A 23,874-nucleotide genomic window follows, 5' to 3' on the forward strand; every position below is an offset into this window, starting at 1 on the left:
GCCTCCCGCGCCCGGCCGAGGCTCGTCGTACGGGCCGACGCGGCCGACACCCGGCCAGACCGGTCGGCGAGGAAGGCGCGGGCCTGCGCGACGGCCGCCGGATCGGTCCCTGCGCGACGGCCGCCGGATCGGTCTCTGCTCGCCGTCCGCGCGGGCGAACGGACCGGCACCGGCCGCGCAGGCCCCGGCGCGGCCCGCGCCGTCGGTCCGTGCTGCCGTGCTCCGACTTCGTGCGCCTTCCAGACCTATCCGCGTGCCGACGTGAAGAATTTGAGTGCCGTGCTGGTCGCGCTCAGGGCGGTGCTGGTCGGTCCGAAGCCCTCGGGCGGGGTGATGGCCGAGCCCGGCCAGCTGTGGCCCGCGTCGTGCACGACGATGAGCTGGACGTCCGCTCCGGTGGGTCCGGGGCGCCAGACCGTGCGGTCGAAGCCCTTCTCCGACTCGGTCGCCGCAGGGCCCGCCTTGTTCGCCGCGGCGAACATCTCCGCGCTCGCCCGGGCCGAACGGGTGGGGGTGACGGGTTCCTCACCGGCCGGGGCCGGGTCGGGGTGGGGCAGTCCGGCGAGCGGGCGCACCGGGTCGTCGGCGCCGTAGACGATCAGCACCGGAACCGGTCCCGTCGGCCTGACCGCGGCGGGTCCCGAGGGGAGCTGCCCCGACACGGAGGCCGCGCCCGCCAGCAGGCCGGGGCGCTCGGCGGCCATGCGCAGCGCCATCGAGCCGCCGTTGGAGAACCCGACGGCATAGGCCCGTTGCGGGTCCGCCCGCTCGGTGCGCACCAGTTCGCCGATCAGCGCCTCGACGAACCGCACGTCGGCGTCCGTGTCCGGCCGCTGCCGCGTCACCTGCGTGCCGGCACCCCACGCGGTGCGCAGGCCCTCCGGGTAGACGACCAGCATGCCGCGCGCCCGGGCGTCCTCCTCCAGCCGGCTCTGCTCGCGCATCTCGGCGGCGGTGGCGCCGCGGCCGTGGAAGGCGACGACCAGCGGCCGGCGGCCGTCACCTCCGCCTGCGGGCCGGTGCAGCAGGTAGGCGCGGGTACGGCCGTCCACGCGCAGGTGTTCCCGGGTGAGCTGGGCGGTCGCGGTCGCGGATGCCGTCGCGGTCGCCGTCGTCGTCGGGCCGGTGGGCCGGCCCGTGTCCCGGTCGGCCGCGGTTCCGCAGCCGGCGAGGGCGAGGACGAGGGCCAGCGCACCGTACCAGCGGCGCGAGGGATGCGATGTGGGGTATGCAGCCATGCCCCGAGGACAGCAACACCGCAACCGTTCTGTCCAAGTTCACTATCGATCTCGAACCCATCAATTCTCGATATGATCCCAGCTCATGGACCTCGTACGGCACCTGGAGTGCTTTGTGACTGTTGCAGAAGAGTCACACTTCGGACGTGCCGCGGCCCGCCTGGGCATGGCCCAGCCGCCCCTGTCGCAGCGCATCCAGCGCCTCGAACGCGAGCTGGGCGTCCGGCTCTTCGAACGCACCAGCCGGCGGGTGACCATCACCGAGGCCGGGACGCTGCTGCTCGCCGAGGCCCGCGAACTGCTCGCCCGCTCCGAGGCGTTCCTGGCCACCGCCCGCCGCATCCGGGACGGCGAGACCGGCCTGCTGCGCGCCGCCCTGTCCCCGGACCTCGCGGGTGCGACCGTGGCCGCCCTGCTCGCCGGCTTCCCTCGCCGCCACCCGGGCCTGGAGCTGGAGCTGCACGAACTGTCGACCGCCCAGCAGCTCGCCAAGCTCGCCGCGCACGAGCTGGACGTCGGGCTCATCCACCACCCCTGCGACGTCACCGGCCTGGAGCTGGGCCCGGTCCTGCGCCGCGAACTGGGCGTCCTGCTGCCCCCGGACGCCCCGGCGGCCCGGCTGGCCGAGGTACCGCTCGCCTCGCTGACCGGCTACGACCTGATCCTCTTCCCGCGCGCCGGCGCACCCGCGGTCTACGACGACCTGCTGACCACCTGCGCCCGGGGCGGCTACACCCCCGCCGCCGTACGGCACGGCCAGGGCGCCAGCTTCGTCCGCGGCCTGGTCCTGTCCGCCGGAGCCGTGGCCTTCGGCCCGCGCGACACGCACGACGACGCCCAGCCCACGGACGTCGTCTGGCGTCCGCTCGCCGGGGCCCCGCTGGCCCTGCGGCACTCCGTGGCCTGGCCCAGGGGCCGCGGGGACGCCGCCGTCGGCGCCTTCACGGACGCCGCCACCCACGCCCTGCGGACGACGGCCGGCGCCACCCCCGACGTCACCACCCGGCCGCTGCACCTACGCCCGGCATCGGAGTACTGGCTGTGACCGACGTCCCCGCCCGCATCCACGCGGCCTTCGCCGAGGCCGGCGTCACCGGCCGGCTGCACGCTCTCGACATCGACTCCGGCGCCCAGCTCGACGTCGGCGCCGACCAGCCGGTGTGCACCGCCAGCGTGCACAAGCTGTGCCTCCTCGTCGCCCTGCACGAACAGGCCGCCGCCGGCCGCCTGGACCTCGGCGAACAGGTCGAGTGCCCGCCGGCCGGCCGCACCGCGGGCTCCACCGGGCTGGCCGCCATGCTCGACTCCGCCCGCCTGTCCCTGCGCGACATCGCCTACCTGATGATGGCCGTCAGCGACAACGCCGCCGCCGACCTGCTGCTGCACCGGGTCGGCCTGGACGCCGTCAACCGCACCACGGCCCGCCTCGGCCTGACCCGTACGCACGCCGTGCACACCTTCGGCGACCTGCTCGCCACGATCCGCGAGGACGCGGGACCGGCCGGCGTGCGGGCCCTGGCCGATCCGCATGTCATCGCCCGGCTGCGGGCCCTCGACCCGGCCCGCACCAACCGCAGCACCCCGCGCGACATGACCCGGCTGCTCGGCGCCGTCTGGCGGGACGAGGCCTGCACCCCGGAACACGGCGCGGCCGTCCGCCGGCTGCTCGGCCTCCAGGTCTGGCCGCACCGGCTGGCCGCGGGCTTCCCCTTCGACGACGTACATGTCGCCGGCAAGACCGGCAGCCTGCCGACGGTGCGCAACGAGGTCGGCGTCGTCGAGTACCCGGACGGCGGCCGGTACGCCGTCGCCGTCTTCACCCGCACCCCCAACCCGGCCGCCACCCTCCCCGCGGCCGACGCGGTGATCGGCACGGCGGCCCGCATCGCCGTGGACGCGTTGCGCGCGGGCCGCGGCACCGGGTGACCTCCCGGCGTCCCGGTGACGCGCGGGCGGGCCGGTCAGGCGTCGAGGTCGTCGGCGAAGTGCCGGAAGCCGTGCCGGTCCCGGTGCAGCCGCCACAGGGTGTCCGCGAGGACGCCCGGGTCCTTGCGTTCGTGCCCGGCGACGATCGCGCCGGGAATGATGAGCTGGGCGACGTGGACGCCGTCGTCCGCGAGCGCGTGGTGCAGCAGTTGGCCGTACGCGCTCTCCGCGGCGAACGCGATCGAGGTGCCCGCCCGGTCCTGGTGCGGGAGCACCGCGGTGCCGCCGTTCACGAACAGGATGGTGCCGCGGCCCAGTTCCCGCATCCCGGGCAGCACCTGCTGCACCGCGGTGACGGGCCCGTACACCGAGAACTCGACCGGACCGACCAGATCCAGGTACGTCGTCTCCAGCACCGGGCGCATGAAGTCCCGGCGCGGCAGCGGGCTGTACTGCAGCACCTCGACGGGACCGAGGTGCGCGGCGGCCCGGTCCAGGGCGTCCCGCAGCTGCTCCGGCTCGCGCACGTCGGCGGAGAAGCCCCGCGCGTTCACCCCCTCGGCACCGAGGGCGCCGGCCAGCGCGTCCAGCCGGGCCTCGTCCCGGGCGACGAGCGCGACGTCGAATCCCTCGCGGCCGAACCGGCGCGCTACGGCGGACCCCAGGCCGGGGCCCGCCCCGATGATGGCGATCGTGGTCATGGTGCGACCGTACTCGGCGCACCGGACGGTCACACCCGCTCGCCCGCCGAACCGTCCGCGGCGGCCGGCACCGGCCCGCCGGCCGCGCGCTCGTCCTGGACCGCCGTGACGGCCCGTACGACGAACACCGCGGCCACGGCCGCGCCGACGACGGCCGCGTCGGACACCAGCAGCTGCCACACGTCCGTGTAGGCGCGCGCGATGACCTCGTCCCGGGAGTCCTGGTAGAACAGGCCGACCCCGCTCAGCATGCCGATCAGCCACAGCGCCCACCACACGTTCAGCACGGGCGGCAGCCGCCGGTCCGGCGCGCTCGCCCGGTGGACGTCCGCGACCAGCCCGCGCGGCACCCAGAGGTTGCCGACGGGCACGATCCAGCCCAGGTAGACCCAGATCCCGTGGTACTTGGGCGGCCGGCCCGACAGGGTCCGCGCGTTGTCCCGCACCCGCCACAGCCACACGAGGAACGCGACCGCGCAGAACGGGACGACGATGTCGCCCACGGCACCGACGATGTGGTACGAGTCCTCCAGCGAGGTCAGCGTCCGGTGGCTGCCGCCGCCCTGGTCCGGCGGGCCCGAGGCCGGCTCGCCCGTCACCGCGAGTCTGATCTCCCAGACGGCCCGGACCAGCCAGGCGGCACCGACGACGAGAAGCGCGCCCGTCGCCATGAGGGCCGCGGGCCGTACCGGCCGCAGCACAGGCCGCTCCGCTGTCTGTTCGTTCACCGGGCCATTCTTTCGCACGCCTCCCGACACACACCAGAACGCCCGCCGCGAACAAGGCAGTTGCCCACCCGGCCCGCACCGGCCCACCGCCCCAAGCCGCCCCAAGCCGCCGTAGGCCGCCGTAGGTTTTGCCAACTCCAGAGGATCAGGGAGGGGGTTGGGGCCGTACTGGTCGGTGGTTGCAGGCGTCGAGCGGTGGGAGGCAGGGTGCTGGTGTCGCGGAATGCCGCGGGGACTCTCTTCGTGGGGGGTGCCCTGAGCCTGACCCTCGTGGCGCTCGCCTATCCGAGCATGCTCGGGGTGTCCACCGTGTCGAGTGCGCCGTCGCGCGTCATCGCGCAGACGCAGTGGGGCCCGCTGACCGAGGCGGACCGTGACTTCGTGGTCAAGGTGCGGGCGGCGGGGCTGTGGGAGTACCCGGTCGGGCAGATGGCGCTGAAGAAGAGCACGTCGAAGGCCGTCCTCACCGCGGGACAGCACCTCGTCTCCGGGCACGCCGGACTCGACGCCGCCTGCCGGAAGATCGCCCCCCAGCTGAACATCACGATCCCCGACCAGCCCAGCCCCCAGCAGCAGGGCTTCGTCAACACGCTGAACGCGGACACCGGCAAGAAGTTCGACTCCGACTTCGCCAACATCCTCAGGGTGACCCACGGACAGATCTTCAACACCATCGCGAAGATCCGTTCCGAGACGAAGAACACCCTGGTACGGGAGCTGGCGGACCAGGCCAACACCACGGTCCTGGACCACATCTCGGTCATGGAGCAGACCGGTCTGGTCGACTTCGACCAGGTGCTGTTCCAGGAGACCACCCCGCCGAAGCTGCCCGCCGAGGACCTGACCCCGCCCGCCCCGGCCCCCGGTCAGCCGCAGGTGGTCCTCACCCCACCGCCGAGCAGCAGCCCCACGGTGGGGTGACAGGACCCGGAGCCGAGACGACCCCGCGGTCCCGCTACGCGCCGAGCCAGGCCGTGGTGTCCGGGGGCAGCACGGTGGCGTTCTCGGACAGCGGTCCGCTGGTCAGCAGGATCTCCCCCGGCGGCAGCGGCACCGGCGCCCCCGACAGGTTCGCCACGCACCGCCAGCCCTCCGAGCGGGCGAAGTGCAGGACTCCGGGCGGGACGTCCGGCGCCCAGCTCAGCGTCTCACCGTCCAGCAGCTTGCGGCGCAGCCGCAGCGCCGTGCGGTACAGCTCCAGCGTGGAACCCGCCGTACCGGCCTGCGCCTCGACCGCGTACCCGGCGAAGGCGGCCGGCTGCGGCAGCCAGGCGGCGCCAGGCCCGAAGCCGTACGAGGGGCCCGTCGTCGTCCACGGCAGGGGCACCCGGCAGCCGTCGCGGCCCTTGCGGAGCTGGCCCGTCTGCTCCCAGACCGGGTCCTGGAGCACCGCGGCGGGCAGGTCGGCGACCTCGGGCAGGCCGAGTTCCTCGCCCTGGTAGACGTACGACGAGCCGGGCAGGGCCAGCATGAGGAGGGCCGCCGCGCGCGCCCGGCGCAGGCCCGCCGCCGCGTCCACGGCCGGAGCCTGCCCGCCGGACAGCAGCCAGGCGTTGTCGTCGGTGCCGGGCGGCAGCATCAGCCGGGACGCGTGCCGGATCACGTCGTGGTTGGACAGCACCCAGGTGGCGGAGGCGCCCGCGGCGCGGGCCGTGGCCAGCGAGTCGGTGATGACCCGGCGGAGTTCGTCCGCGTCCCAGGGCGCCTCCAGATACTCGAAGTTGAAGGCCTGGCCGAGTTCGTCCGGGCGGGCGTACAGGGCGCGGCGCGGGCCCGGCACCCAGGCCTCGGCGACCGCGGTGCGCGGCGGGGTGTAGGCGTCGAAGATCTTGCGCCAGTCGCGGTAGATCTCGTGGACCTCGTCCCGGTCCCAGTAGGGGTGCGAGCCCGGCGGCACCCGTTCGAGGGCCCGCTCCCCCGTGGCGCCGATGTCGCCGACGTCCCGCAGTGGTTCGGTCAGGTCCTTGGCGAGGGCGTGGGCCACGTCGATGCGGAAGCCGTCGACGCCGCGGTCGGACCAGAACCGCAGCGTGGTGCGGAAGTCGGCGCGGACGTCCTCGTTGTCCCAGTCGAGGTCGGGCTGTTGGGGGGCGAACAGGTGCAGGTACCAGTCGCCGTCGGCCACCCGCCGCCAGGCGCTGCCGCCGAACACCGACTGCCAGTCGGTGGGCGGCAGTTCGCCGTGCGCGCCGCGGCCGGGGCGGAAGACGTAGCGGTCGCGGGCGGCGGAGCCGGGTCCGGCGCGCAGGGCCTCCTGGAACCAGGGGTGCTGGTGCGAGGTGTGGTTGGGGACGATGTCGACGATGACCTTCAGGCCCAGCCGGTGCGCCTCGGCGACCATGGCGTCGAAGTCGTCCAGGGTGCCCAGGCGCGGGTCGATGTCCCGGTAGTCGGCGACGTCGTAGCCGCCGTCGGCGAGTTCGGAGGGGTAGAAGGGGCTGAGCCACAGCGCGTCGACGCCGAGTGCGCTCAGGTGGGTGAGGCGTTCGGTGATGCCCCTGATGTCGCCGAGCCCGTCGCCGTCGGCGTCGGCGAAGCTGCGCGGATAGACCTGGTAGATCACCGCCTGTCGCCACCAGTCGGGGTTCCTGGACGAAATGTCGGTCACACCAGCTCCCTTGGACACGGACTCCGATCGGGCCTGCACGCCGAAACTCTGTCCACAACGCCCAGAATGCGAACCTCCCCGCCCCAAAGGGGCGCGGGGCTGTATCAATATGCGGCTCCGCCGCGCGGGCGCGATCAAACGCCGAGCCCGGCCCAGCCCCCAAAGGGGCGCGGGGAACTGCGCGATCAACCACGACGGAGCCGCACCCGACCGACGACGCACCCCGCTCTTTCCAGCGAAGCGCCTAGCCCTCGACCGTGTTCAGGTACAGGCGCACGTACCGGTCCACGTCCACGTCCAACCCCACGTCCACCAGGGTCTGTTCGCGGATTCCGCCGTGGATCTCGGCCTCGCCCGGCCGGGGCCTGCGGTCGACGATCGTCTGGCCGCGGGTGGGCCCGGGGGCCAGGGCGACCTCCACGGGCAGCCGACGGGTGCCGAGCCCGGCCGGGTCGGCGACCGCGCACACGGCGCCCGCGTCGCCGAGGCCGCCGGACGGGTCGTCGCCGTCGGGGTCGGGCCCGGCCGGGCGGTGGGCGAGCAGTTCACCGGCGAGGCGGGCGCCAGCCTCCGTGCTCGCCCGCAGCCGCTGGACGTCCGCGCCCGGGACCACGACCCGGGTGAACACGTCGAGGCCATACATGGTGATCGACACCCCGGCGGTGAGCAGGACCGCGGCGGCCTCCGGGTCGTGCCAGACGTTGAACTCCGCTACGGGCGTGGCGTTTCCGGTGCCCGCCGTGCCGCCCATGAACACGATCCGCTCGATGTTGCGGGTGACCTCCGGGTGGGTGCGCAGCAGCAGCGCGATGTTGGTCAGCGGCGCGGTCGGGATCAGGGTGACCGGGCGGGGCGAGCCGAGGATCTCGCGGCGCAGCAGGGTCACCGCGTCCACGTCGACGGGCCGGCGGGCCGGTGCGGGCAGCCCGAGGTCGCCCATGCCGTCCTGCCCGTGCACATGCCGGGCCGGGCGCGCGGGTTCGATCAGCGGGCGTTCGGCGCCGCGTGCCACGGGGATGTCCGGGGCGCCCGCCTGGTCCAGCACGGTCAGGGTGTTGCGGACCACGCCGTCCACGTCCGTGTTCCCGGCCACGCAGGTGACCGCCCGCAGCTCGAGGCCCGGGTGCCGGACGGCGAACAGCAGCGCCAGCGCGTCGTCCACGCCGGTGTCGCAGTCGATGATCACGGGGGTGGCCGTCGTCGTCCGCTCGGTCAAGGCGAGGCTCCTTCGCTCCGGTCCCGGACCCACCCGGGCCCGGCCCCGACCCTATGCCCACGGATCACTCCCAGAGCATGGTTCCCCGCGCCTCGACCCGGGCGGCGATCCGGCCCAGCAGGTCGGCCACGGGCAGCGACCCCGGGCGGCGCCCGTCCCGCAGCCGTACGGCCGCGAGCCCGCTGTCGGCCTCCCGCTCGCCGATCACGGCCAGGTACGGGACGAGGCGCGCCGCGCGGATGCGGGCGCCGAGGCTGCCGTGCTCAAGGCCCGCGGCCTCGGCCCGCAGCCCCCGGGCGCATGCCTCCCGCACCACCGCACGGGCGCACTCCTCCTGAGCCTCGGCGACCGGCAGCACCACGAGCTGCACGGGCGCCAGCCACGCCGGGAGGGCCCCGCCGTGTTCCTCGACGAGGTGCGCCACGGCCCGTTCCACGCTGCCGATGATGCTGCGGTGCACCATCACCGGCCGGTGCTTCGCCCCGTCGGCGCCGGTGTAGTGCAGGTCGAAGCGGGCGGGCTGGTGGAAGTCGAGCTGGACGGTGGAGAGGGTGGCCTCCCGGCCGGCCGCGTCCACGACCTGTACGTCGATCTTGGGCCCGTAGAAGGCGGCCTCGCCCGCCGCCTCCTCGTGATCGAGCCCGGCCCCGGCGAGCACCTCCCGAAGCAGAGCACCGGCCCGCCGCCACAGCTCCGGATCGTCCACGTACTTGCCGCCGGCGCCGGGCAACGAGAGCCGATACCGAGCAGCCCGGATACCGAGGTCGCGGTAGGCGCGGGCAATCATCTCCAGGGCCCCGCGGGCCTCGTCGGCGGCCTGTTCCAGGGTGCAGAAGATATGGGCGTCGTTGAGATGGATGGCCCGTACCCGGGTGAGTCCGCCGAGCACCCCGGACCGCTCCGCCCGGTACATGGCGCCCAACTCGGCGACGCGCAAGGGGAGTTCGCGGTAGCTGCGGGAGCGGGAGCGGTAGACGAGGGCGTGGTGGGGGCAGAGGCTGGGGCGCAGCACGACCTCCTCCGCGCCGAGCCGCATGGGCGGGTACATGTCGTCGCGGTAGTGGTCCCAGTGACCGGAGATCTCGTACAGCTCGCGCTTGCCGAGCACGGGCGAGTACACGTGCCGGTACCCGGCGCGGCGTTCGGCGTCCCGGACGTACTCCTCCAGGGTGTGCCGGACCACGGCGCCGTCGGGCAGCCAGTACGGCAGCCCCGCGCCCATCAGCGGGTCGGTGTCGAACAGTTCGAGCTCGCGGCCGAGCCTGCGGTGGTCGTGCATGGTCGTCTCCTTCGGACGGAGGCGAGTGACCACGCGACGAAGCCCCGGGGCACTCGCCCCGGGGCCTCGGACTGGATCAGGTGTCAGCGCGCCGGGACGGAGTCCGGCGTCGTCGTGGCCGACGGTTGCGGCTGGGCGCGCTTCATGCGGGGACCGTAGCAAGCGGCGCGGCGGACGGGCGACGTGTTTTCGGCGGCGCTCACCCGGACGGACCGTCGGGGTGGTGGCCGGGGCTGGCTGGTGGTGGCGTGGGGACAACGATCAGACGAGGAACGAGGAAACTCCGACTCGGTCACCGGCCCCAGGAGCCCGCGATGTCCCTGCCCCCGGCCCGCCTCCGCGCCGTCCGCGGTCTCGCCCTCACCGCCACCGTGCTGCTCACCGTCTCCGGGTGCCTCACCAGGGAGCCCGAGCGGGCGGCGGCGGAACCCGGTGCCGTACCGCCCTCGACCGAACACCGCACCCCGGACCGGACGCCCGCCCTCACCGCGGCGCAGGCGCAGGACGCGCTGATCACCGTGGCCGACCTGGGCGTGCCGTGGGGGCCGTCCGAGGGCGCCGCGACCTGGCGGGACGGGCTGCTGAAGGCGGCCACCGACATGCCCGAATGCCAGCAGCTGCTGGACGCCCTGTACACCGAGGAGCTGTTCGGCGACGTGCCCGGCACGCGTGCGGTGACCGCGCTCGACGACGGCGACCAGGGCGGCCAGCTGCGCTACCAGGTCGCCACCCGCGGCCAGGCCGCGGTGAACCGCACGCTGGCCTGGCTGAACGGGCTGCCGCAGACCTGCGGCCGGTTCACCGCGGAGACGCAGAGCGCGGGCCCGCAGGACGTCGAGGTCGCGGAGATGGAGCTGCCGCAGGTCGGCGACGCCCGGCAGGGGCTGCGGATCACACTGACCGGCGAGCCCGCGACCGAGGACGACGCGTACCCCGTCCTCACCCTGGAGGTGGCCGCCGTACGGGCCGGCGAGGAGGCGATCGTCGTCACCAACGGCACCCTGGGCGAGGTGTCGAAGGACGCCACCGACCAGGCCCTGGAACTCGGCACCCGGCGGCTGACCCAGATCCGGGAGCAGGGCCGGGCGAAGGCCTGACGAGGAGCCGCCCCTGGCCGGTCACAGGGGCGGCTGTGCGGGCGCCGGTCCGAGCGTGGTGGTGCCCGGGGCCGTACGGTGTCCGAGGCCCGTCCGGTAGGCGTCCAGCGCGGCCTCCACCCGCCCGGTCCGGCGCAGCAGATCACCGAGGAGCCGGCACAGGTCGGCGAGGTCACCGGCGGCCCCGGCCCGCTCCAGCAGGCTCAGCGCGCGCACGTAGTGCTCCTCGGCGGCCTCCGTCTCCCGGGCGTCCTCGGCGATGATGCCGAGCAGCCGGTGCGCCCCGGCCGAGTGCACGGCGCCGCGCTCCGAGGAGAGGTCGCCGAGCACGTCGTGCAGCAGCTCGGCCGCCTCCTGCGACTTGCCGCGCCGGTGCAGCACGTCGGCGAGTTCGACGGCGACCTGACTGCTGTAGAGGGCCGCGCGCGTGGCGGAGAGCATCGTCAGGGCCTGGCGCAACTCGGCCTCGGCGCGCTCCAGTTCGCCGTCCTGGGCGTACACATAGCCGCGCATCCAGTGGCAGTTGGCGAGTTCGGTGCGGATCTGCAGCTGCCGGTACAGCTCGACGGCCTTGGCCAGCGAGGCGTCGGCCTCGGCGACCCGGCCCTCGGCGAGCAGGGTGCGGGCGACGGAGCGGTGCATACGGGCGACCAGCGCGGGGTCGGCGACCTGCGGGGCGAGCGCGAGGGCGAACTCGGCGGCCTGGGCGGCGCGGGCCTGGGCGCCCATGTCCATATAGGGGCCGATGACGCTGGCGTAGAGCAGCAGCAGGGCGTCGGGGTCGTGCAGCCCGCCCCGGTTCAGCTCGTCCAGGGTGGACTCCAGCAGATAGACGGCGTACCGGAGTTCACCGGCCAGGTAGTGGGCGACGGCGCGTCCGCGGACGGCGGGCACCCGGACCGGCAGCGGTTCCCCGGCCATGTGGTCCTCGGCCCGCTCGAAGTACTGCCGCGCCTCGGTCAGCTCGCCGGTGTCCAGGGCGCACTCGCCGAGTCCGAGCAGGGCGGTGGCCTGCTCGTGCGCCAGCCCATGGGTCTCGGCCTCGGCGTACAGGGCGGTGTACTGGGCGGCCGCCTCCTCGGCCGCGCCGGTGGCCAGGGTGCGCTGCGCCTCGGTGAGCCGCAGCCGCAGATCGGTCGCGAGGTGCGCGGGCCGTCCGATGGCCAGTTCCTCGAAGGCGACGCCGAGCCGCCCTGCGATGTGCCGCAGCGCCTCGTCCGAGGCGCGCACCCGCCCGGCTTCCAGGGTCGAGATATAGGCGGGCGTGTACGCGGGTTCGGCCAGCTGGCGCTGCGTCAGCCCGCGGGCGGTGCGCAGCTGTTGCACCCGCCGTCCGACGGTCTCCGGATCGTCTCGCTCCTGCATCCTGCGGCTCCCCCAGCTTGCCCCGGTACCCCTTGCCGTTAGGCTCCTGCAGCCCCTAGGTTAAACGGCGGGTTAAGCATGTTTAATACGCCGCTGATGTTGCGAGGTAGCCGTGCTCGGACGTTCATCCGCGCGTTACGGACGCCCCACATTCCCCCACCTCCGGCTCCGTTCGCTCTGGGGTACCGCCCCCGCGCGCGGCCTGGCCGCGGCCGTACTGGCGGCGGCTGCCCTGATCACCGCCGCGAACGCAGGTCCGGCCCGGGCGGCCCAGGAGACCCCACCCCCGACGGTCACGCAGCAGTCACCGCCACGCTGAGAAGCTGTTGTCTTTCCGGGCGTGATCGCTGCGTTTCCGCTGGTCGGGATAGGACCGGTGCTTCCGCATCGAGCATCGCGCGGTGGCCGTAGCCCCCGGGCTGCCCGCCCCGCCCCTGGGGCCAGGCCGGCACCGGCAGCAGCGGCCGGACCTCGGCCCACTCCGCGTCCGTCATGTCCGTCGGACAGCCGAGGGGAGCAGTCGGATCCCTCAGCGTTCACGACGAAGCTGATCGATCGGAGAGACGGTGTTCAAGTAGGCTCTCTGCCTGCATTGGATCATGTCCATGACCTTGGGGGCCCCATGGGAAAGATCTCGACCGTTGTCACGGCCACGGTGGCCTGCCTGACGCTCGGCGCCACAGTGACCGGCTGTTCGGGCGACGCCGCAACGGACGAGCGCTCCGCCCAGCAGTTGCTCGACGACGCGTACAAGACCATGAAGTCGCTCACGTCGGTGACCATCAACGGGGAAACCACCGTCACCGACGGGGAACATTCCACCACCCTTCTGACGACCGACCTCAAGACCACCTGCACATTCAAGTCGTCCTGGGAATCAGGCGCCGCGCTCGATCAGATCCGGATCGGAGAGACGGACTACATCCGGCCGAACCGCGCCTACCTCGATCAGTGGTCGGGGCAGAAAACGCCGAGTGCGGCGGAGCAGGACCGCTGGGTCAAGAAGTCGTCCAGTGAGTCGGTGCCTGGCGACGGGCTTTCCGACTGCACCTGGCCGTTCGACGCGTTCGGCAAGGCGAAGAAGAGCGAACCGACCGAGGTCGACGGCCGCCCGGCCATCGCGCTGGTGGTGACCGACGTGGAGGACAAGGGCGGCACCTACACGTTCCACGTCGCCACAGAGGGCAAGCCCTACCTGCTCAAGGTCGACTACAAGGGCACCGACTTCCGCACCACAACCACGTTCAGCGCCTTCGAGGAGCCCTTGAAGGTGGATCCGCCGGACGATGACGAGCTGTTGGACCTGAGCGGCATCGGCGGCTGAGTAGGTCCCCGAGCCGTGCCCGGATCCGGTCGGGCCGCGGTGTCCTCTGCCTGCCGAGCAGCCCCAGGCGGGCCTTCTGCATCCCCGAACCCGCATCGGTTGTCGCCGAGGTCAGTTCAGGTAGCGGCGCACGGTCTGCGGGTGGATGACGAGTCGGACCTGGTCCGCGGCCAGCATCGCGGCGAGTTCGTCGGCGCGGGCCGGGTCGTCGAGGTTCCAGTAGCGGGCGGCCAGGCGGGCGCACAGGTCGTGTGCTCCGTCGGGTTCCACCGTGGTGCGGCCGGCGACCGAAATCCAGCGCTCGCGTTCACCGACGGGGGCGGCGACGACGATCGAGGCGCGGGGGTCGCGGCGCAGGCGCCGCACCTTGAGCGTGTCCGGGCCGGTGAACAGCTGGAGCGTGCCCGCGTCGGTGGCCTCGAACCACACCGGCCGGGGCTCCGGCGGAAGCGGCCCCGCGGCCACGGACAGGAACCCGTACAGGGGCCGCCGGAGAAACTCCAGATCCTCGGCGGTCAGCGAACTGGCGTCGGCAGTCATCACGATCCTTCCAGGGGGCAGGGGGGATTGATCCCGAGGTCATGGACCAAGGCACCGACTCGTCCAGAACGGCGCGCCGAGGGCGAGGGTGGTGTCGTTGGTCATGACGCCGATTGAACACGGCCCGCTCGGACCATCCCATGGGCAGGAAGCCGGATTGCCTGTGTATTCGTCCGGCCTCGTCGTCCAGTCTCGCTGAGGTGGACGTGTTCAGTGACGACTACTCGTCCTTGGGTAAGCCTGCGGCCAGCCGGGGAGCGAGCGCCTCGCGGTTGAGGTCGGTGAGCAGCACGCCGGCTGCCGCGCCGCCGGGCGCGGAGACGACCAGCCCGGGGTAGACGCGTCCCTCCAGCACGGCAGCGCGCCACCCAGGCGCAGAGGCAGGACGCCGGGCGAGTATGCGCCCCAACAGGGCCCCGAGTACGGCGTCGAACTGGAGCGTGCCGTAGCAGAACAGCACGTCGGGACCGAGTGAAAGCCGGTCCCTGCGGCCGGCGGTCTGTGCGTCCACTCTGTGTGTCTTCCCTTCAGGGTGTTGGTACGCCGTCGCGGAGGTAGAGCGGGCGTCCCGCCGTGAGAGCGGTCATGGAGGCCGTGAAGCGGCGCCGGACGCGTTCACCGAGCCGGGCGCCGGCCTCTTCCGACTCGACGAACGCGATCTCGGCAAGCTCTCCGTCCCGTGGGTACAGCCGGTCGGCCTGGTCCTGGGGCAGCGTGCCGCCGTCGAAAACGAACGCGATCTGGTCATCCCATGGACCGTGCGGCGCGACCCAGTCCACCACGAGCAGCCCGCGCACCGTGATCTTCAGCCCCAGCTCTTCGAGGAGCTCGCGGCCTACGGTCTCCTCGGGCGGCTCGTTCGCCTCCGCCATGCCTCCCGGCAAGTCCCAGTCCGGTTTGTAGGTGGGGTTCACGAGGAGTACGCGCCCGGCCGGATCACGCAGTAGGACGTCAGCCGCAACGCGCTTGCGGGCCTGCTTGGCGTTGCCTTCGGCAAGGTAGGCGTTCCAGGCGTCTGTGTCGCCGGGGTCAGGTGCGGTGGGCCTCATGCGGGGGTGCCTCCCGGTGATGGCGGGATCAGATCGGCCAGGAGGAGCATTCTGGCCCTGCGCGCATCGTCGAAGCGCACCAGGTACTCAGGCACCGGCCGATACGCCTTGTGCTGCTCCAGCAGGTGGCGCAACTCGTCGAGCTGCTGGACGACCCGGATGGACCCCAGGGTTGGGCTCGTGCTCAGCAGCGCGTGTGCGGCGTGCACGGCGGCGTCCAGCTCCCTGCGGCGCACTTGGATCTCCACAAGGCTGATCTGGCTCAGTGCCAGCGACCGCGCCCGCCCGGTCTCCCGCAGGGCGACGGCCTGTTCGGCATGTTGTAGGGCGTCGTCGAGCCGTTCCAGGTCGCGGAGGATCAGCGCGGACTCGCTCGCCAGGGCGGCGGCGTCGAACGGGCTCAGCCATGGATGCTCAGCGTCTGCGCCGCCTTCAAGGTCCCGCTGTGCCGCTTCGAGCGCCCGGGCGGCCGGGGCGTGCTGCTCGGCGGCGGCCAGGGCGCGGGCCTGCATCGTGTGCAGCCGCGCGGTCAGCGCCGGAATCCGCGGCCCTTGCGTGGCGAGTTCAAGCCCGGTGCGCGCCCACTCGACGGCCGCCACCGGATCACCGGTCTGAAGCGCGAGATGGCTGCTGCTCGCGGCGACATGGGCGGCCAGGGGGAGGTCACCGGAGGTGCGGGCCAGGGGCAGAGCGCGCGCCAAGTGCCGCCCGGCGAGGTCATCCTGTCCGGAGTCGTGGGCCATCCAGCCGGCCATCTCCGTCAAGGCCGCCGCCGCTGCGAACACCTGCGGACTGCTCGCCGTGTCGACGAGCCGGGGCGCCACCCGGTCCGATAGATGCCGCACCACGGCCCCGTACAGACGGCCGCCGCCGGTCTGCCGGTCCGCGTTGCGGAAGTGGTCCATGGCCGCGAGATCGTCACCGTCCGGTGGCGGATGGCCCGTTCGCTGGTGCTCCGTCACGACGGCGGCAGGTTCCCATGACCGGCGGGCCAGCCCCAGTAAGTGCCCCGGGATGTGGAAGGCGTCAGCAATCTGCTCGAACAGGGTCAGTTTCTCCACCCGGCTCTTGCCATTCATGTAGTCGTAGAGCCGCCCCTGTGTGATGTCGACTGCGGCGGCGAGCCGCCGTGTACTCACACCCCGGCTGTTGAGCATGCGGAACACGGTGCCCATGTCCCGGTCGGCCAGAGCGCGCAGCAGACGTTCATCCCCGAGCATGCCGGAAACGATCACTCGCGGGTCCGGTGGCTGATGGCTCATCTACAGCTCCCCCGAGTAGCGGTGACTTGATGCTATGTCCAATGTGTGCGGTGACTCCGTCTTGGAGTCACCTTCTGGAGTCCCCCCACCCGTCCCGGGCGTCGTTGACTGACTGCCAGCCACGAGGGATGCACCCGTGAACGTCTCCCCGTCGGCTGTCCCGCCCGCAGGTTTCTTTCCCGAGGCACGCGGGCGGGGCTTCCCCCTCCGCCCCGACCAAGGCATTGACAATGACCATGGCGACCGCAACGCGATCCAGACCGACAGGACCTCCCGGCTACAGCAAGGCCCTTCCCCGCGCGGAGGAGACCGTTCAGACGGCCCGCAGCCTGGCACGCGCTGCCGTAGCCACCTGGGGCATGGACCATCTCGCCACAGCGGCCGAGTTGGTGATGTCGGAACTCGTCACCAATGCCGTGCTCCATGCGTGGGGCCCCTCGCTCCGGGTCTTCGTGGAGCGCCCGGCCGACGACAGGGTGTGTCTCACTGTCGTCGACCGCGCACCCCAGCGGACACCCAAACTCCGTACTCCTGGCCCGGACGATGCCACCGGCCGCGGTCTGCTCCTGGTCGACGACGCCGCGGACCGGTGGGGCTATGACATGCTCGGACCGCGCTTGAGGCCCTGGGGCAAGCGCGTATGGGCAGAGCTCAAGGCAGCCCCCTGATGCGCCTCGATGGGTTGAACGAGGCGCTGAAGAACGCTGCCCGTCTGCCGGGCCGGGGCAGGCGCCGGTTCGGGTGGTGGCAGGTTCTCACCCAGGGGCTCTGCATCGCCGCCGTCACCGCCTTCGTGGCCGCTCTGCTCCTGTACGCGGACGGCGACCTTTGAGCCCCGGCGGCGGGGTGCTCCGCCGTAGACCCCGCCGCCGGAGGAGTTCCGTCCCGGGCCGGGCCGCTCCCCCTCCGGACCACCCGTCAGGGACGGACCACGACTCCCGCGCGCGGGTGGCCTCGGCAAGACGGCCGCGCACGGGACACCGGGCGCCTCGCCCCGAAAGGTGCCCACGGCCACCCGCCCCTTCTGCTCCCCAGGGCGGGCATGCCCCCTGCCGGGGCCGAGAAGTTGACGCCATGCTGGCCCCGGCAGGGTCCACGAGAAGGATCGACGAAGGAGAACCCGTGACATCGTGCACCGCTCCTGATCAGCTCACGGCCGTACGCCCGTGGGGCATCAGCCGGATGCGCCCGTACCCGAGCACCTACCAGCCCGGCTACACCACCGCCGCGGTTGACCCCGCCACCCAGACCACTGTCTTCCGCGACGAACACGGCGGCATCGTCGAGATGGGCAAGCACGGCACCAGCAAGGGAACCGAGACCAACCCGCAGTCCACCAACCAGGACAGCCGCAACGACACCGACCACGACCAGGACAGCGAGCAGGACTGATGACCGAGCCCGGACCGGTTGCAGTCGTCACCGAAGTCGACGACATCACCGCCGACATGGTGATCACCGAACTCAATGAGCGGGGCGTGCCCGTCGTACGGTTCGACCCCTCCGACGTTGGAGATCACCTGTTGTTCTCGGCCCGGTTCGGCGCCGACACCGCCTCACCGGCGGGACACCTCCGCACTCCTTCCAGGGCCACCAGCCTGGAAGGAGTGCGGGCTGTGTACTGGCGTCGCCCAACCTGGCCCCACTTCGATCACCTGGACGACGCCGACGCCCGGTATGCCGCAGCCCAGGTCCGTCACGGCCTCGGCGGCACCCTGTACGCACTGCCGAACTGCCGCTACGTAAACCATCCGCTTCGCAACCACACGGCCGAACACAAGCCGCTGCAACTCGCCGCCGCCGAACGGTTCGGGCTGACGGTGCCGCCCACGCTGATCTCCAACGACTTGGGCGACGTCCGCGCGTTCATCGCCGCCCACGATCAAGTGATCTACAAAGCGCTTCGGTGGACCCCCTACCGGCGGGCGGACGGCGTGGGACTGACGACATGGGCCGAGCCCGTCACCGCGGACGAGGTCGACGAGAGCGTGAGCGTCGTCCCGCACCTGTTCCAGGCCCGCGTGGACAAGGTCGCCGATCTGCGCGTCGTGGTGGCCGGCGACCAGGTGTTCCCGGTCCGTATTGACTCGGGCCTGTTGGACTGGCGCGCCGACTACGACGCGCTCACCTACCAAGTCGCCGCGCTACCCGACGGCATGGACAAGGCACTGATCGCCTATCTGGAACACTTCGGTCTCGCCTCCGGCAGCTTCGACCTGGCCATAGACCGTGACGGGCGCCTCCACTGGCTTGAGCTGAACCCGAACGGCCAATGGGGGTGGCTCGAAGACAAGACCGGATTGCCGATCACCGCCGCGTTCGCTGACCTCCTGGAGCAAGGAGCCGCACCGTGAACCTTCCCGACACCACACCAGAGCGGAAGGCCCTCGCCGACCGCCTCACCGAGCAGGAGCACCTGAGCAGCCCGGCATGGAGGGCAGCCGTCGAAGCCGTTCCCCGGGAACTCTTCCTCTCCTTTGGGGTGTTCCTCCCCGACGACGACACCGGCCTGTGGCGGCCGGTCACCCCCGACAGCGTCAGCCCGCACGAGTGGGTGGAGATCGCCTACAGAGACGAGTCCCTGGTCACCCAACTCGACGGCCACCTGACCCCCGACCAGGCCACCGAGCCCGTACCAGGCTTCCCCACCTCCTCATCCACCGTGCCCGCAACCGTCGTCGGGATGCTCGAAGCCCTCGACGTCGGGGACGGCCACAACACGGCAGAGATCGGCACCGGCACCGGCTACTCAACCGCCCTCATGTGTCACCGGCTCGGCGAGGACAATGTCACCACCGTTGAGGTAGATCCCGAGGTCGCCGCCACGGCGGATGCCGCCCTGGAGAAGGCTGGGTTCTCCACCTGGACCGTGACCGGTGACGGTCTCCTCGGCAACCCGCGCCGCGCGCCCTATGACAGGCTCATCGCCACCTGTGCGGTACGCCGCATCCCGTACACGTGGGTGAGGCAGACCAAGCCCGGCGGAATCATCCTGGCCACCATCGGCCCCGGCGCGTGGTCGTACGGAACTGGCCTGGCAAAACTCACGGTCAAGGAGGACGGCACGGCCGAGGGCCGCATCATCGACCGGTCATCGTTCATGCCGGCCCGCGCCGAAGCCTCCGTTCCCCTCTCCGGAGACCTCGCGGCCCGTGCCGCCTATGCCGACACCGAGCGGAACACGGCCCTGTCACCCGCGGTCCTGGAACAGTGGATGCCCGCGTTCCTCGCCCAGCTCGCCACCCCCGGCGCCCAGTTCGTACGCGCGCACAGCAGCGACGGCCGAGAGACGGTGTACCTGTTCGACACCGGCCGGGAATCCTTCGCAGCCCTCACGCAGGACGGCGGGGAGTGGACGGTACGCCAGGGCGGCCCCGTCGCAATCTGGGACACGATCGAAGGCGCCGTGACAGCCTGGCAGGAAGCCGGAGAGCCCGACATCAGCGCGGTTCGCCTGGAAGTCACCCCCAAGGCACATGCCTACTGGATCGGCGACAAGCCGGCCTTGCGCTGGGAACACCGGCTGGCCTGAGACCCCGGCCGCGATCCGCAGCCGGAGGCTCCTGAGACGACGGTTCCCCGCCCACCCGCGTGTGCCAGCACCGGCGCCGATACGCAGAGGGTCAGGCCCGCACCCCGTGACGGCCCGTCAGGGACGCGCGCGGCGAGTGGCGCGGCGTCGGGCCTGAAGCAGCCGCGTGCCGTGCAGGGGCAGGGCTAGTAGGCCGGCGGTGGAGGACGACAGGGCCCACCAGGGGAAGGCGCCTCGCTGGAGTTCCGTCAGCTGGGCGCTGAGTGCGAGCGCGAGGGGGAGGGCCGCCATGAGGGAGAGGGCCGACGCGACAGCGCGGCGGGAGCGGGCCACGGCGATCGCGGTGGGCAGAATCAGGATCTGGGGCACGATCGAGAGGTAGGAGTCGCGCGGATCGAACTGGACCAGGTACTCCTCCTGCGGCCCGCCGAAGGTCATGACGGCCGTGGCGGTCAGCGGAACCGCCAGGGCCAGTCCGACCAGGGCCACGGTCCAGCGGGCACCGTTGCCCACCGGGGGAAGGTCAGGAGGAGCGAGCAGGACGAGGAGGGCGGCCACCGCCAGGCCGACGAGCGTCTTCCACTCCTGCGCGAACCCTTCGGCGCCGTGCAGCCAGCGCACCAGCGGCAGGGACGCGAGGGCGCCGAGCAGCGCGAGGCCGGCGCCGATGCGCGCGGCGGACCAGCGGGCGATCAGGGTGAAGAACAGGACGGCGCACCAGGGCGCGTAGGCGGCAGGCGCGTACAGGAGCCGGTCCGCGTGGGGCCGTGAGGGAACGCACCAGGCGATGAGGAGCGACAGGCTCAAGGGCGCGGTGACGGCAACCAGGACGGGCACGGCGCGTGCCAGCAGGTGGCCGGCCGGGCGGGCCGAATCGAGGCGCGTCCGCAGGCGCAGCGCGTGGCCGATGACCGCGGACTTCTCAAGCGCTCCCGCCCACCGGCCCCGCTCCGCCTCGACATCGGCGATGACGGCGCTGACCTCCTGGGCGAACGCACGCCGGTAGGCCCCCGGATAGAGGCGGGTCGTCCAGTGCGTGGTCATGTCGCTCATCCGGTCGCTCCGTGCAGTCGGGGGAAGGTGACGGCGAGCCGACGGGTGGCCTCGTCGGCCGTGGACCGCAGCCGCTCGGCCTCCGCGGCGAGCACCTGGGACCCGGCCTCGGTCAGGGCGTAGGTGCGGCGCAGTCGTCCCTCGACGACCACCTCCTCCTCGACCCGGATGAGCTCCTCCTTGAGGAGGCGGTCCAGAGCGCCGTAGAGCGTGCCGGCGCGAAGGCGTACGCGGCCCTGCGAGATGGCGTCGACATCCTGCATGAGGCTGTAGCCGTGCTGCGGGCGGCCGGCAAGTGCCGTCAGGATCAGGAGAGTTGGCTCCCGAAGGGGTTGATGAGTCACACGCGCAGCATATACCGGCAGCCGATACATACGGGTAGCCGATACGTCAGAGAGGTCAGCCGGGGCTGAAGCGCGTGCGAACGCCCTGGGCACCGGCTGGACATCGGGCTCGTCGGTGGCGTAGGCGTGGCCGTTGACCCGCAGCGTGGCTGCCGGTAGCGGCCAACGATCGCTCCGCCGCAGCTCATGGCACTATTGTGAGCAATGATTCAGGTCCTGGAAACCCGCTTTCGCGGGGCCGCCGAGGAGGCGTCATGGCATCGGGAAACCACGGACTTCAACCACGTAAACAGCCACGACAGGCCCGCGCGGAGCTCACCCGGCAGCGCATCCTCACCGCCGCTGCTCACGTTTTCGCCGAGTACGGCTATGCGGCGGGGACCACCAACCGGATCGCCGAGCAGGCCAGGATCTCGATCGGCTCGCTGTACCAGTACTACCCGAACAAGGACGCGATCCTGATCGAGATGCTGACCCGCCACCTCGACGCCGGGACGGCCGCCGCCATGGCTGCCGCCGGCTATGACGAGGAGGGGGTTCCCGGTCCCCTCGAAGAGATCCTCCGCGGTCAAGTGCATACCGCGATCGCCAACCATCGCGACGATCCGCAGCTGCTGCGCGTCATGGCCGAGGCGCCCCGCTCCCCGGAACTGTTCGAAAAGATCGAGCAGATCCAGACGGAAAGAGTCGCCCACGCCCGCGAGTTGCTCGAACACCACCCGGAGGTCCGGGTCGACGACAAGCAGACGGCGGCCCAGTTGCTCGTCTCCACGATCGAGCACGTCGTCCACATGCTCATCGCCGCGCCCATGGCCGTGGATGCCGGTCGGCTGGAGAACGAACTCGTGGCGATGCTCACCCGTTACCTCACGGCGGCACAGCCGTTGCGCACGGGGCGTTGACCGACGCGGAAAGGGGCACGACCAGTTGGCCGTGCCCCTCCGTGGTTACGTCACTTGAGGTCGTGCAGGAAGGCACCCCATGCCTGCGGCGCGACGGCAACGCGTCCCGCCTCGGGGTACTTGGAGTCACGGACGGCGACGAGCGCGGTGAGGTTGGCGACCTCGACGCATTGACCGCCGTTGCTGCCGCTGTACGACGCCTTGTGCCACGTCACGGTACTCAGTTGCTGACCGTTCTCCATAGCGTTCCTCCATCGCGTGGGGTCGCTGAAGGTCTACTTGAGATGGTGCAGAAACGCGGTCCAGGTGCCCGCGGCGACGGCGAGCCGCCCGGCCTCGGGGTTCTTCGAGTCACGGACAGCGACGAACGCGGTGAGGTTGGCGACCTCAACGCATTCACCGCCGGTGTTTCCGGTGTACGACGACTTGCGCCACCGCACAGTCCTCGGCGGCTGACCGTTCTCCATAGCGTCCCTCCATCACATGGGGTCGCTCAAGGTCACTTGAGTTCGCGCAGAAACGCGGCCCAGGTCCCCGGAGCGACGGCGAACTGCCCCGCCCCCGGGTCCTTGGAGTCACGGACGGCGACCTCGTGGTCAAGGTCAGCGACCTCGACGCACTCACCGCCATCGGGGCCGCTGTAACTGGACTTACGCCACGTCACAGCCTTCGTCTGCCGACTGGTCTCCATAACGGTCCTCCATCACGCCAGCGATCAGGTCGGCCGAGTCCTCCGGAGAGAGGGCAGTGGCCTGCAAACGAGCGTAACCGACCGAACGCTCCCTGATTACTTGCGGATTGGCCGTCATGTGCCCCTGGTCGTAACCCTCGAAGTAGTGCAAATCGGGGTCACTGTCGAAACGCAGCAGTGTGAACGCGCCCCTCATGCCCGTATGTGCCCCGACCTCGAACGGCAGCACCTGGAGGTGCACCCACGGCTTGTCCCGGAGGGTCAACAGATGCGCGAGTTGTTCGCGCATCACCGCACGGCCACCGACCGCTTGAAGCAGCACGGACTCGTCCATGACCACCCATAGCACAGGCGACTGCTCACGCTTCAGGATGCGCTGCCGCTCCATCCTGGCCGCGACCCTCTCCTCAAGCCGGTCCTGATTGTCGATGCCCAACATGGCTGCCGCGTACCGCGGGGTCTGGAGCAGCCCGTATACCAACTGGCACTGATAGGTGGAGATGTAGCCGGCCTTCGCCTCCATCTCCGCGTACGGCTGGAACCAATGCGGGAGTTGGCTACGAAGGACCAGGCCCACCAGCCGCGAAAAGCAACCGTCGGTCATGAGGGCCGCGTCCACCCGTTCGGCGAACTCCCGCGTCGGTACCTTCAGCGTGGTCTCGATCTGGCCGATCAGTGAGCCCGTGCAGAAGACGATGCCGCCGAGTTCCTTCTGCGTCAGCCCCGCTTCCTCGCGTTTTCGGCGCAGCTCGTAGCCGAAGTAGTCCAACGGCGATGCACTCGGGTCGAGTTCACGGATCTGGGCCATGTAGCTGAGCGTAACCGAACGACTCCGCCGACGTGGGGGAAATCACAAAACCGACCTACACGGGAGCAGTCCGTGCCCGAGGAGGCCCAGCCAGAGGCTGCCGCCCTCCGATTGATGCATCTGATGCATCAATCGGCTCCGACATTCACTTGGTCCGCCCGGGGTGGCTACATACCGTCGAGGAACGCCAACTGCCCCTTGGACAAAGGAG

The 23,874-nt window shown here is 71.7% G+C and carries 28 protein-coding genes; 11 read left to right on the forward strand and 17 right to left on the reverse strand.

Features of this window, described 5'->3' with window-relative positions:
• Window positions 1–245 precede the first annotated feature (245 nt).
• The gene (locus tag CTZ28_RS11835; RefSeq protein WP_121889293.1) at window positions 246–1,238 is read right to left on the reverse strand and encodes a CE1 family esterase; all 993 of its coding nucleotides are present in this window, start codon (window positions 1,236–1,238) and stop codon (window positions 246–248) included.
• An 85-nt stretch (window positions 1,239–1,323) separates the two neighbouring features.
• On the opposite strand from CTZ28_RS11835, the gene CTZ28_RS11840 reads away from it, so the two are divergent.
• Window positions 1,324–2,283: a LysR family transcriptional regulator gene (locus tag CTZ28_RS11840; RefSeq protein ID WP_121889294.1), complete on the forward strand. Its 960-nt coding sequence runs from the start codon at window positions 1,324–1,326 to the stop codon at window positions 2,281–2,283.
• The gene (locus tag CTZ28_RS11845; protein WP_121889295.1) at window positions 2,280–3,164 is read left to right on the forward strand and encodes a serine hydrolase; all 885 of its coding nucleotides are present in this window, start codon (window positions 2,280–2,282) and stop codon (window positions 3,162–3,164) included. Before CTZ28_RS11840 ends, CTZ28_RS11845 begins: the two co-directional genes overlap by 4 nt.
• Before the next feature lie 35 nt (window positions 3,165–3,199).
• Here the strand turns inward: CTZ28_RS11845 and CTZ28_RS11850 are convergent, their stop codons facing one another.
• Window positions 3,200–3,865: an SDR family NAD(P)-dependent oxidoreductase gene (locus CTZ28_RS11850; protein ID WP_121889584.1), complete on the reverse strand. Its 666-nt coding sequence runs from the start codon at window positions 3,863–3,865 to the stop codon at window positions 3,200–3,202.
• A gap of 29 nt (window positions 3,866–3,894) precedes the next feature.
• Window positions 3,895–4,536, reverse strand: coding sequence for a DUF4328 domain-containing protein (locus CTZ28_RS11855; protein WP_121889585.1), 642 nt, complete (start codon window positions 4,534–4,536; stop codon window positions 3,895–3,897).
• Window positions 4,537–4,836: 300 nt separating this feature from the next.
• On the opposite strand from CTZ28_RS11855, the gene CTZ28_RS11860 reads away from it, so the two are divergent.
• Window positions 4,837–5,514 (forward strand): DUF4142 domain-containing protein, encoded by a 678-nt coding sequence (locus tag CTZ28_RS11860; RefSeq protein ID WP_121889586.1) that lies wholly within the window; start codon window positions 4,837–4,839, stop codon window positions 5,512–5,514.
• 34 nt (window positions 5,515–5,548) lie between these two features.
• Here the strand turns inward: CTZ28_RS11860 and CTZ28_RS11865 are convergent, their stop codons facing one another.
• The 3 genes from CTZ28_RS11865 to thrS all read right to left on the reverse strand — a co-directional run bounded on the left by CTZ28_RS11865 (window position 5,549) and on the right by thrS (window position 9,696).
• Complete coding sequence (locus CTZ28_RS11865) at window positions 5,549–7,201, reverse strand: glycoside hydrolase family 13 protein (protein ID WP_183154360.1); 1,653 nt, start codon at window positions 7,199–7,201, stop codon at window positions 5,549–5,551.
• 244 nt (window positions 7,202–7,445) lie between these two features.
• Window positions 7,446–8,417: a nucleoside hydrolase gene (locus tag CTZ28_RS11870; protein WP_259471560.1), complete on the reverse strand. Its 972-nt coding sequence runs from the start codon at window positions 8,415–8,417 to the stop codon at window positions 7,446–7,448.
• Window positions 8,418–8,481: 64 nt separating this feature from the next.
• Complete coding sequence (gene thrS / locus CTZ28_RS11875) at window positions 8,482–9,696, reverse strand: threonine--tRNA ligase (RefSeq protein ID WP_121889296.1); 1,215 nt, start codon at window positions 9,694–9,696, stop codon at window positions 8,482–8,484.
• Window positions 9,697–10,010: 314 nt separating this feature from the next.
• On the opposite strand from thrS, the gene CTZ28_RS11880 reads away from it, so the two are divergent.
• Window positions 10,011–10,793 carry a hypothetical protein gene (locus CTZ28_RS11880; protein WP_121889297.1) on the forward strand — a complete coding sequence of 261 codons (783 nt, stop codon included), beginning with the start codon at window positions 10,011–10,013 and terminating at the stop codon, window positions 10,791–10,793.
• Between the two features lie 21 nt (window positions 10,794–10,814).
• Here CTZ28_RS11880 and CTZ28_RS11885 read toward each other — a convergent pair whose 3' ends face one another.
• The gene (locus CTZ28_RS11885) at window positions 10,815–12,158 is read right to left on the reverse strand and encodes a helix-turn-helix domain-containing protein (RefSeq protein WP_121889298.1); all 1,344 of its coding nucleotides are present in this window, start codon (window positions 12,156–12,158) and stop codon (window positions 10,815–10,817) included.
• 655 nt (window positions 12,159–12,813) lie between these two features.
• Between CTZ28_RS11885 and CTZ28_RS11900 the strand changes: the two genes are divergently transcribed.
• Entirely contained in the window at window positions 12,814–13,482 is a 669-nt protein-coding gene (locus CTZ28_RS11900) for a hypothetical protein (protein WP_310887603.1), read from the forward strand.
• 111 nt (window positions 13,483–13,593) lie between these two features.
• Here the strand turns inward: CTZ28_RS11900 and CTZ28_RS11905 are convergent, their stop codons facing one another.
• The 4 genes from CTZ28_RS11905 to CTZ28_RS11920 form a co-directional block, all read right to left on the reverse strand.
• A complete protein-coding gene (locus tag CTZ28_RS11905) occupies window positions 13,594–14,022 on the reverse strand; it encodes a pyridoxamine 5'-phosphate oxidase family protein (RefSeq protein WP_121889301.1) in 429 nt (142 codons plus the stop codon).
• Window positions 14,023–14,242: 220 nt separating this feature from the next.
• Window positions 14,243–14,533, reverse strand: a complete 291-nt coding sequence (locus CTZ28_RS11910; protein ID WP_121889302.1) for a gamma-glutamylcyclotransferase family protein — start codon at window positions 14,531–14,533, stop codon at window positions 14,243–14,245.
• Window positions 14,534–14,549: 16 nt separating this feature from the next.
• A complete protein-coding gene (locus CTZ28_RS11915) occupies window positions 14,550–15,071 on the reverse strand; it encodes an NUDIX domain-containing protein (RefSeq protein ID WP_121889303.1) in 522 nt (173 codons plus the stop codon).
• Window positions 15,068–16,291 (reverse strand): helix-turn-helix domain-containing protein, encoded by a 1,224-nt coding sequence (locus tag CTZ28_RS11920; RefSeq protein ID WP_259471561.1) that lies wholly within the window; start codon window positions 16,289–16,291, stop codon window positions 15,068–15,070. The genes CTZ28_RS11915 and CTZ28_RS11920 overlap by 4 nt, the downstream gene beginning before the upstream one ends.
• 278 nt (window positions 16,292–16,569) lie before the next feature.
• On the opposite strand from CTZ28_RS11920, the gene CTZ28_RS11925 reads away from it, so the two are divergent.
• From CTZ28_RS11925 to tgmC, 5 genes are all read left to right on the forward strand, one after another.
• Complete coding sequence (locus tag CTZ28_RS11925) at window positions 16,570–17,001, forward strand: ATP-binding protein (RefSeq protein WP_259471562.1); 432 nt, start codon at window positions 16,570–16,572, stop codon at window positions 16,999–17,001.
• A complete protein-coding gene (locus CTZ28_RS46945) occupies window positions 17,001–17,165 on the forward strand; it encodes a hypothetical protein (RefSeq protein WP_183154361.1) in 165 nt (54 codons plus the stop codon). The genes CTZ28_RS11925 and CTZ28_RS46945 overlap by 1 nt, the downstream gene beginning before the upstream one ends.
• Before the next feature lie 290 nt (window positions 17,166–17,455).
• Window positions 17,456–17,725 carry a putative ATP-grasp-modified RiPP gene (tgmA, locus tag CTZ28_RS11930; protein WP_259471563.1) on the forward strand — a complete coding sequence of 90 codons (270 nt, stop codon included), beginning with the start codon at window positions 17,456–17,458 and terminating at the stop codon, window positions 17,723–17,725.
• Window positions 17,725–18,687 carry an ATP-grasp ribosomal peptide maturase gene (gene tgmB, locus CTZ28_RS11935; RefSeq protein WP_121889307.1) on the forward strand — a complete coding sequence of 321 codons (963 nt, stop codon included), beginning with the start codon at window positions 17,725–17,727 and terminating at the stop codon, window positions 18,685–18,687. Before tgmA ends, tgmB begins: the two co-directional genes overlap by 1 nt.
• On the forward strand, window positions 18,684–19,865 hold the full coding sequence (gene tgmC / locus CTZ28_RS11940; RefSeq protein ID WP_121889308.1) for an ATP-grasp peptide maturase system methyltransferase: 1,182 nt from the start codon (window positions 18,684–18,686) through the stop codon (window positions 19,863–19,865). Before tgmB ends, tgmC begins: the two co-directional genes overlap by 4 nt.
• 117 nt (window positions 19,866–19,982) lie before the next feature.
• On the opposite strand, the gene CTZ28_RS11945 is transcribed toward tgmC, so the two are convergent.
• Both CTZ28_RS11945 and CTZ28_RS11950 read right to left on the reverse strand, forming a co-directional pair.
• A complete protein-coding gene (locus tag CTZ28_RS11945; protein WP_121889309.1) occupies window positions 19,983–20,918 on the reverse strand; it encodes a hypothetical protein in 936 nt (311 codons plus the stop codon).
• Window positions 20,915–21,292, reverse strand: coding sequence for a PadR family transcriptional regulator (locus CTZ28_RS11950; protein ID WP_398655766.1), 378 nt, complete (start codon window positions 21,290–21,292; stop codon window positions 20,915–20,917). Before CTZ28_RS11950 ends, CTZ28_RS11945 begins: the two co-directional genes overlap by 4 nt.
• A 224-nt stretch (window positions 21,293–21,516) precedes the next feature.
• Here CTZ28_RS11950 and CTZ28_RS11955 point away from each other — a divergent pair, with 224 nt between their 5' ends.
• Window positions 21,517–22,164: a TetR/AcrR family transcriptional regulator gene (locus CTZ28_RS11955; RefSeq protein ID WP_121889311.1), complete on the forward strand. Its 648-nt coding sequence runs from the start codon at window positions 21,517–21,519 to the stop codon at window positions 22,162–22,164.
• A gap of 50 nt (window positions 22,165–22,214) precedes the next feature.
• Here the strand turns inward: CTZ28_RS11955 and CTZ28_RS11960 are convergent, their stop codons facing one another.
• Genes CTZ28_RS11960 through CTZ28_RS11975 form a run of 4 tightly spaced genes read right to left on the reverse strand, consistent with a single transcriptional unit; the run spans window position 22,215 to window position 23,663 of the window.
• Entirely contained in the window at window positions 22,215–22,406 is a 192-nt protein-coding gene (locus tag CTZ28_RS11960; protein WP_121889312.1) for a DUF397 domain-containing protein, read from the reverse strand.
• 33 nt (window positions 22,407–22,439) lie between these two features.
• Complete coding sequence (locus tag CTZ28_RS11965) at window positions 22,440–22,631, reverse strand: DUF397 domain-containing protein (RefSeq protein ID WP_121889313.1); 192 nt, start codon at window positions 22,629–22,631, stop codon at window positions 22,440–22,442.
• A gap of 32 nt (window positions 22,632–22,663) precedes the next feature.
• Window positions 22,664–22,828, reverse strand: a complete 165-nt coding sequence (locus tag CTZ28_RS11970; protein WP_310887604.1) for a DUF397 domain-containing protein — start codon at window positions 22,826–22,828, stop codon at window positions 22,664–22,666.
• Entirely contained in the window at window positions 22,815–23,663 is an 849-nt protein-coding gene (locus tag CTZ28_RS11975) for a helix-turn-helix domain-containing protein (protein ID WP_121889315.1), read from the reverse strand. Before CTZ28_RS11975 ends, CTZ28_RS11970 begins: the two co-directional genes overlap by 14 nt.
• Between the last annotated feature and the right edge of the window lie 211 nt (window positions 23,664–23,874).

The sequence above is a fragment of the Streptomyces shenzhenensis genome (assembly GCF_003688995.1).
Taxonomy (GTDB): domain Bacteria; phylum Actinomycetota; class Actinomycetes; order Streptomycetales; family Streptomycetaceae; genus Streptomyces; species Streptomyces shenzhenensis_A.

Coding starts and splice junctions, on each gene's coding strand:
- CTZ28_RS11835 (WP_121889293.1), bottom strand. CDS start 1,238: ATGGCTGCATACCCCACATCGCATCCCTCGCGCCGCTGGTACGGTGCG.
- CTZ28_RS11840 (WP_121889294.1), top strand. CDS start 1,324: ATGGACCTCGTACGGCACCTGGAGTGCTTTGTGACTGTTGCAGAAGAG.
- CTZ28_RS11850 (WP_121889584.1), bottom strand. CDS start 3,865: ATGACCACGATCGCCATCATCGGGGCGGGCCCCGGCCTGGGGTCCGCC.
- CTZ28_RS11855 (WP_121889585.1), bottom strand. CDS start 4,536: ATGGCGACGGGCGCGCTTCTCGTCGTCGGTGCCGCCTGGCTGGTCCGG.
- thrS (WP_121889296.1), bottom strand. CDS start 9,696: ATGCACGACCACCGCAGGCTCGGCCGCGAGCTCGAACTGTTCGACACC.
- CTZ28_RS11880 (WP_121889297.1), top strand. CDS start 10,011: ATGTCCCTGCCCCCGGCCCGCCTCCGCGCCGTCCGCGGTCTCGCCCTC.
- CTZ28_RS11885 (WP_121889298.1), bottom strand. CDS start 12,158: ATGCAGGAGCGAGACGATCCGGAGACCGTCGGACGGCGGGTGCAACAG.
- CTZ28_RS11905 (WP_121889301.1), bottom strand. CDS start 14,022: ATGACTGCCGACGCCAGTTCGCTGACCGCCGAGGATCTGGAGTTTCTC.
- CTZ28_RS11915 (WP_121889303.1), bottom strand. CDS start 15,071: ATGAGGCCCACCGCACCTGACCCCGGCGACACAGACGCCTGGAACGCC.
- CTZ28_RS11920 (WP_259471561.1), bottom strand. CDS start 16,291: ATGCTCGGGGATGAACGTCTGCTGCGCGCTCTGGCCGACCGGGACATG.
- CTZ28_RS11925 (WP_259471562.1), top strand. CDS start 16,570: ATGGCGACCGCAACGCGATCCAGACCGACAGGACCTCCCGGCTACAGC.
- CTZ28_RS46945 (WP_183154361.1), top strand. CDS start 17,001: ATGCGCCTCGATGGGTTGAACGAGGCGCTGAAGAACGCTGCCCGTCTG.
- tgmB (WP_121889307.1), top strand. CDS start 17,725: ATGACCGAGCCCGGACCGGTTGCAGTCGTCACCGAAGTCGACGACATC.
- CTZ28_RS11945 (WP_121889309.1), bottom strand. CDS start 20,918: ATGAGCGACATGACCACGCACTGGACGACCCGCCTCTATCCGGGGGCC.
- CTZ28_RS11950 (WP_398655766.1), bottom strand. CDS start 21,292: ATGTATCGGCTGCCGGTATATGCTGCGCGTGTGACTCATCAACCCCTT.
- CTZ28_RS11955 (WP_121889311.1), top strand. CDS start 21,517: ATGGCATCGGGAAACCACGGACTTCAACCACGTAAACAGCCACGACAG.
- CTZ28_RS11960 (WP_121889312.1), bottom strand. CDS start 22,406: ATGGAGAACGGTCAGCAACTGAGTACCGTGACGTGGCACAAGGCGTCG.
- CTZ28_RS11965 (WP_121889313.1), bottom strand. CDS start 22,631: ATGGAGAACGGTCAGCCGCCGAGGACTGTGCGGTGGCGCAAGTCGTCG.
- CTZ28_RS11975 (WP_121889315.1), bottom strand. CDS start 23,663: ATGGCCCAGATCCGTGAACTCGACCCGAGTGCATCGCCGTTGGACTAC.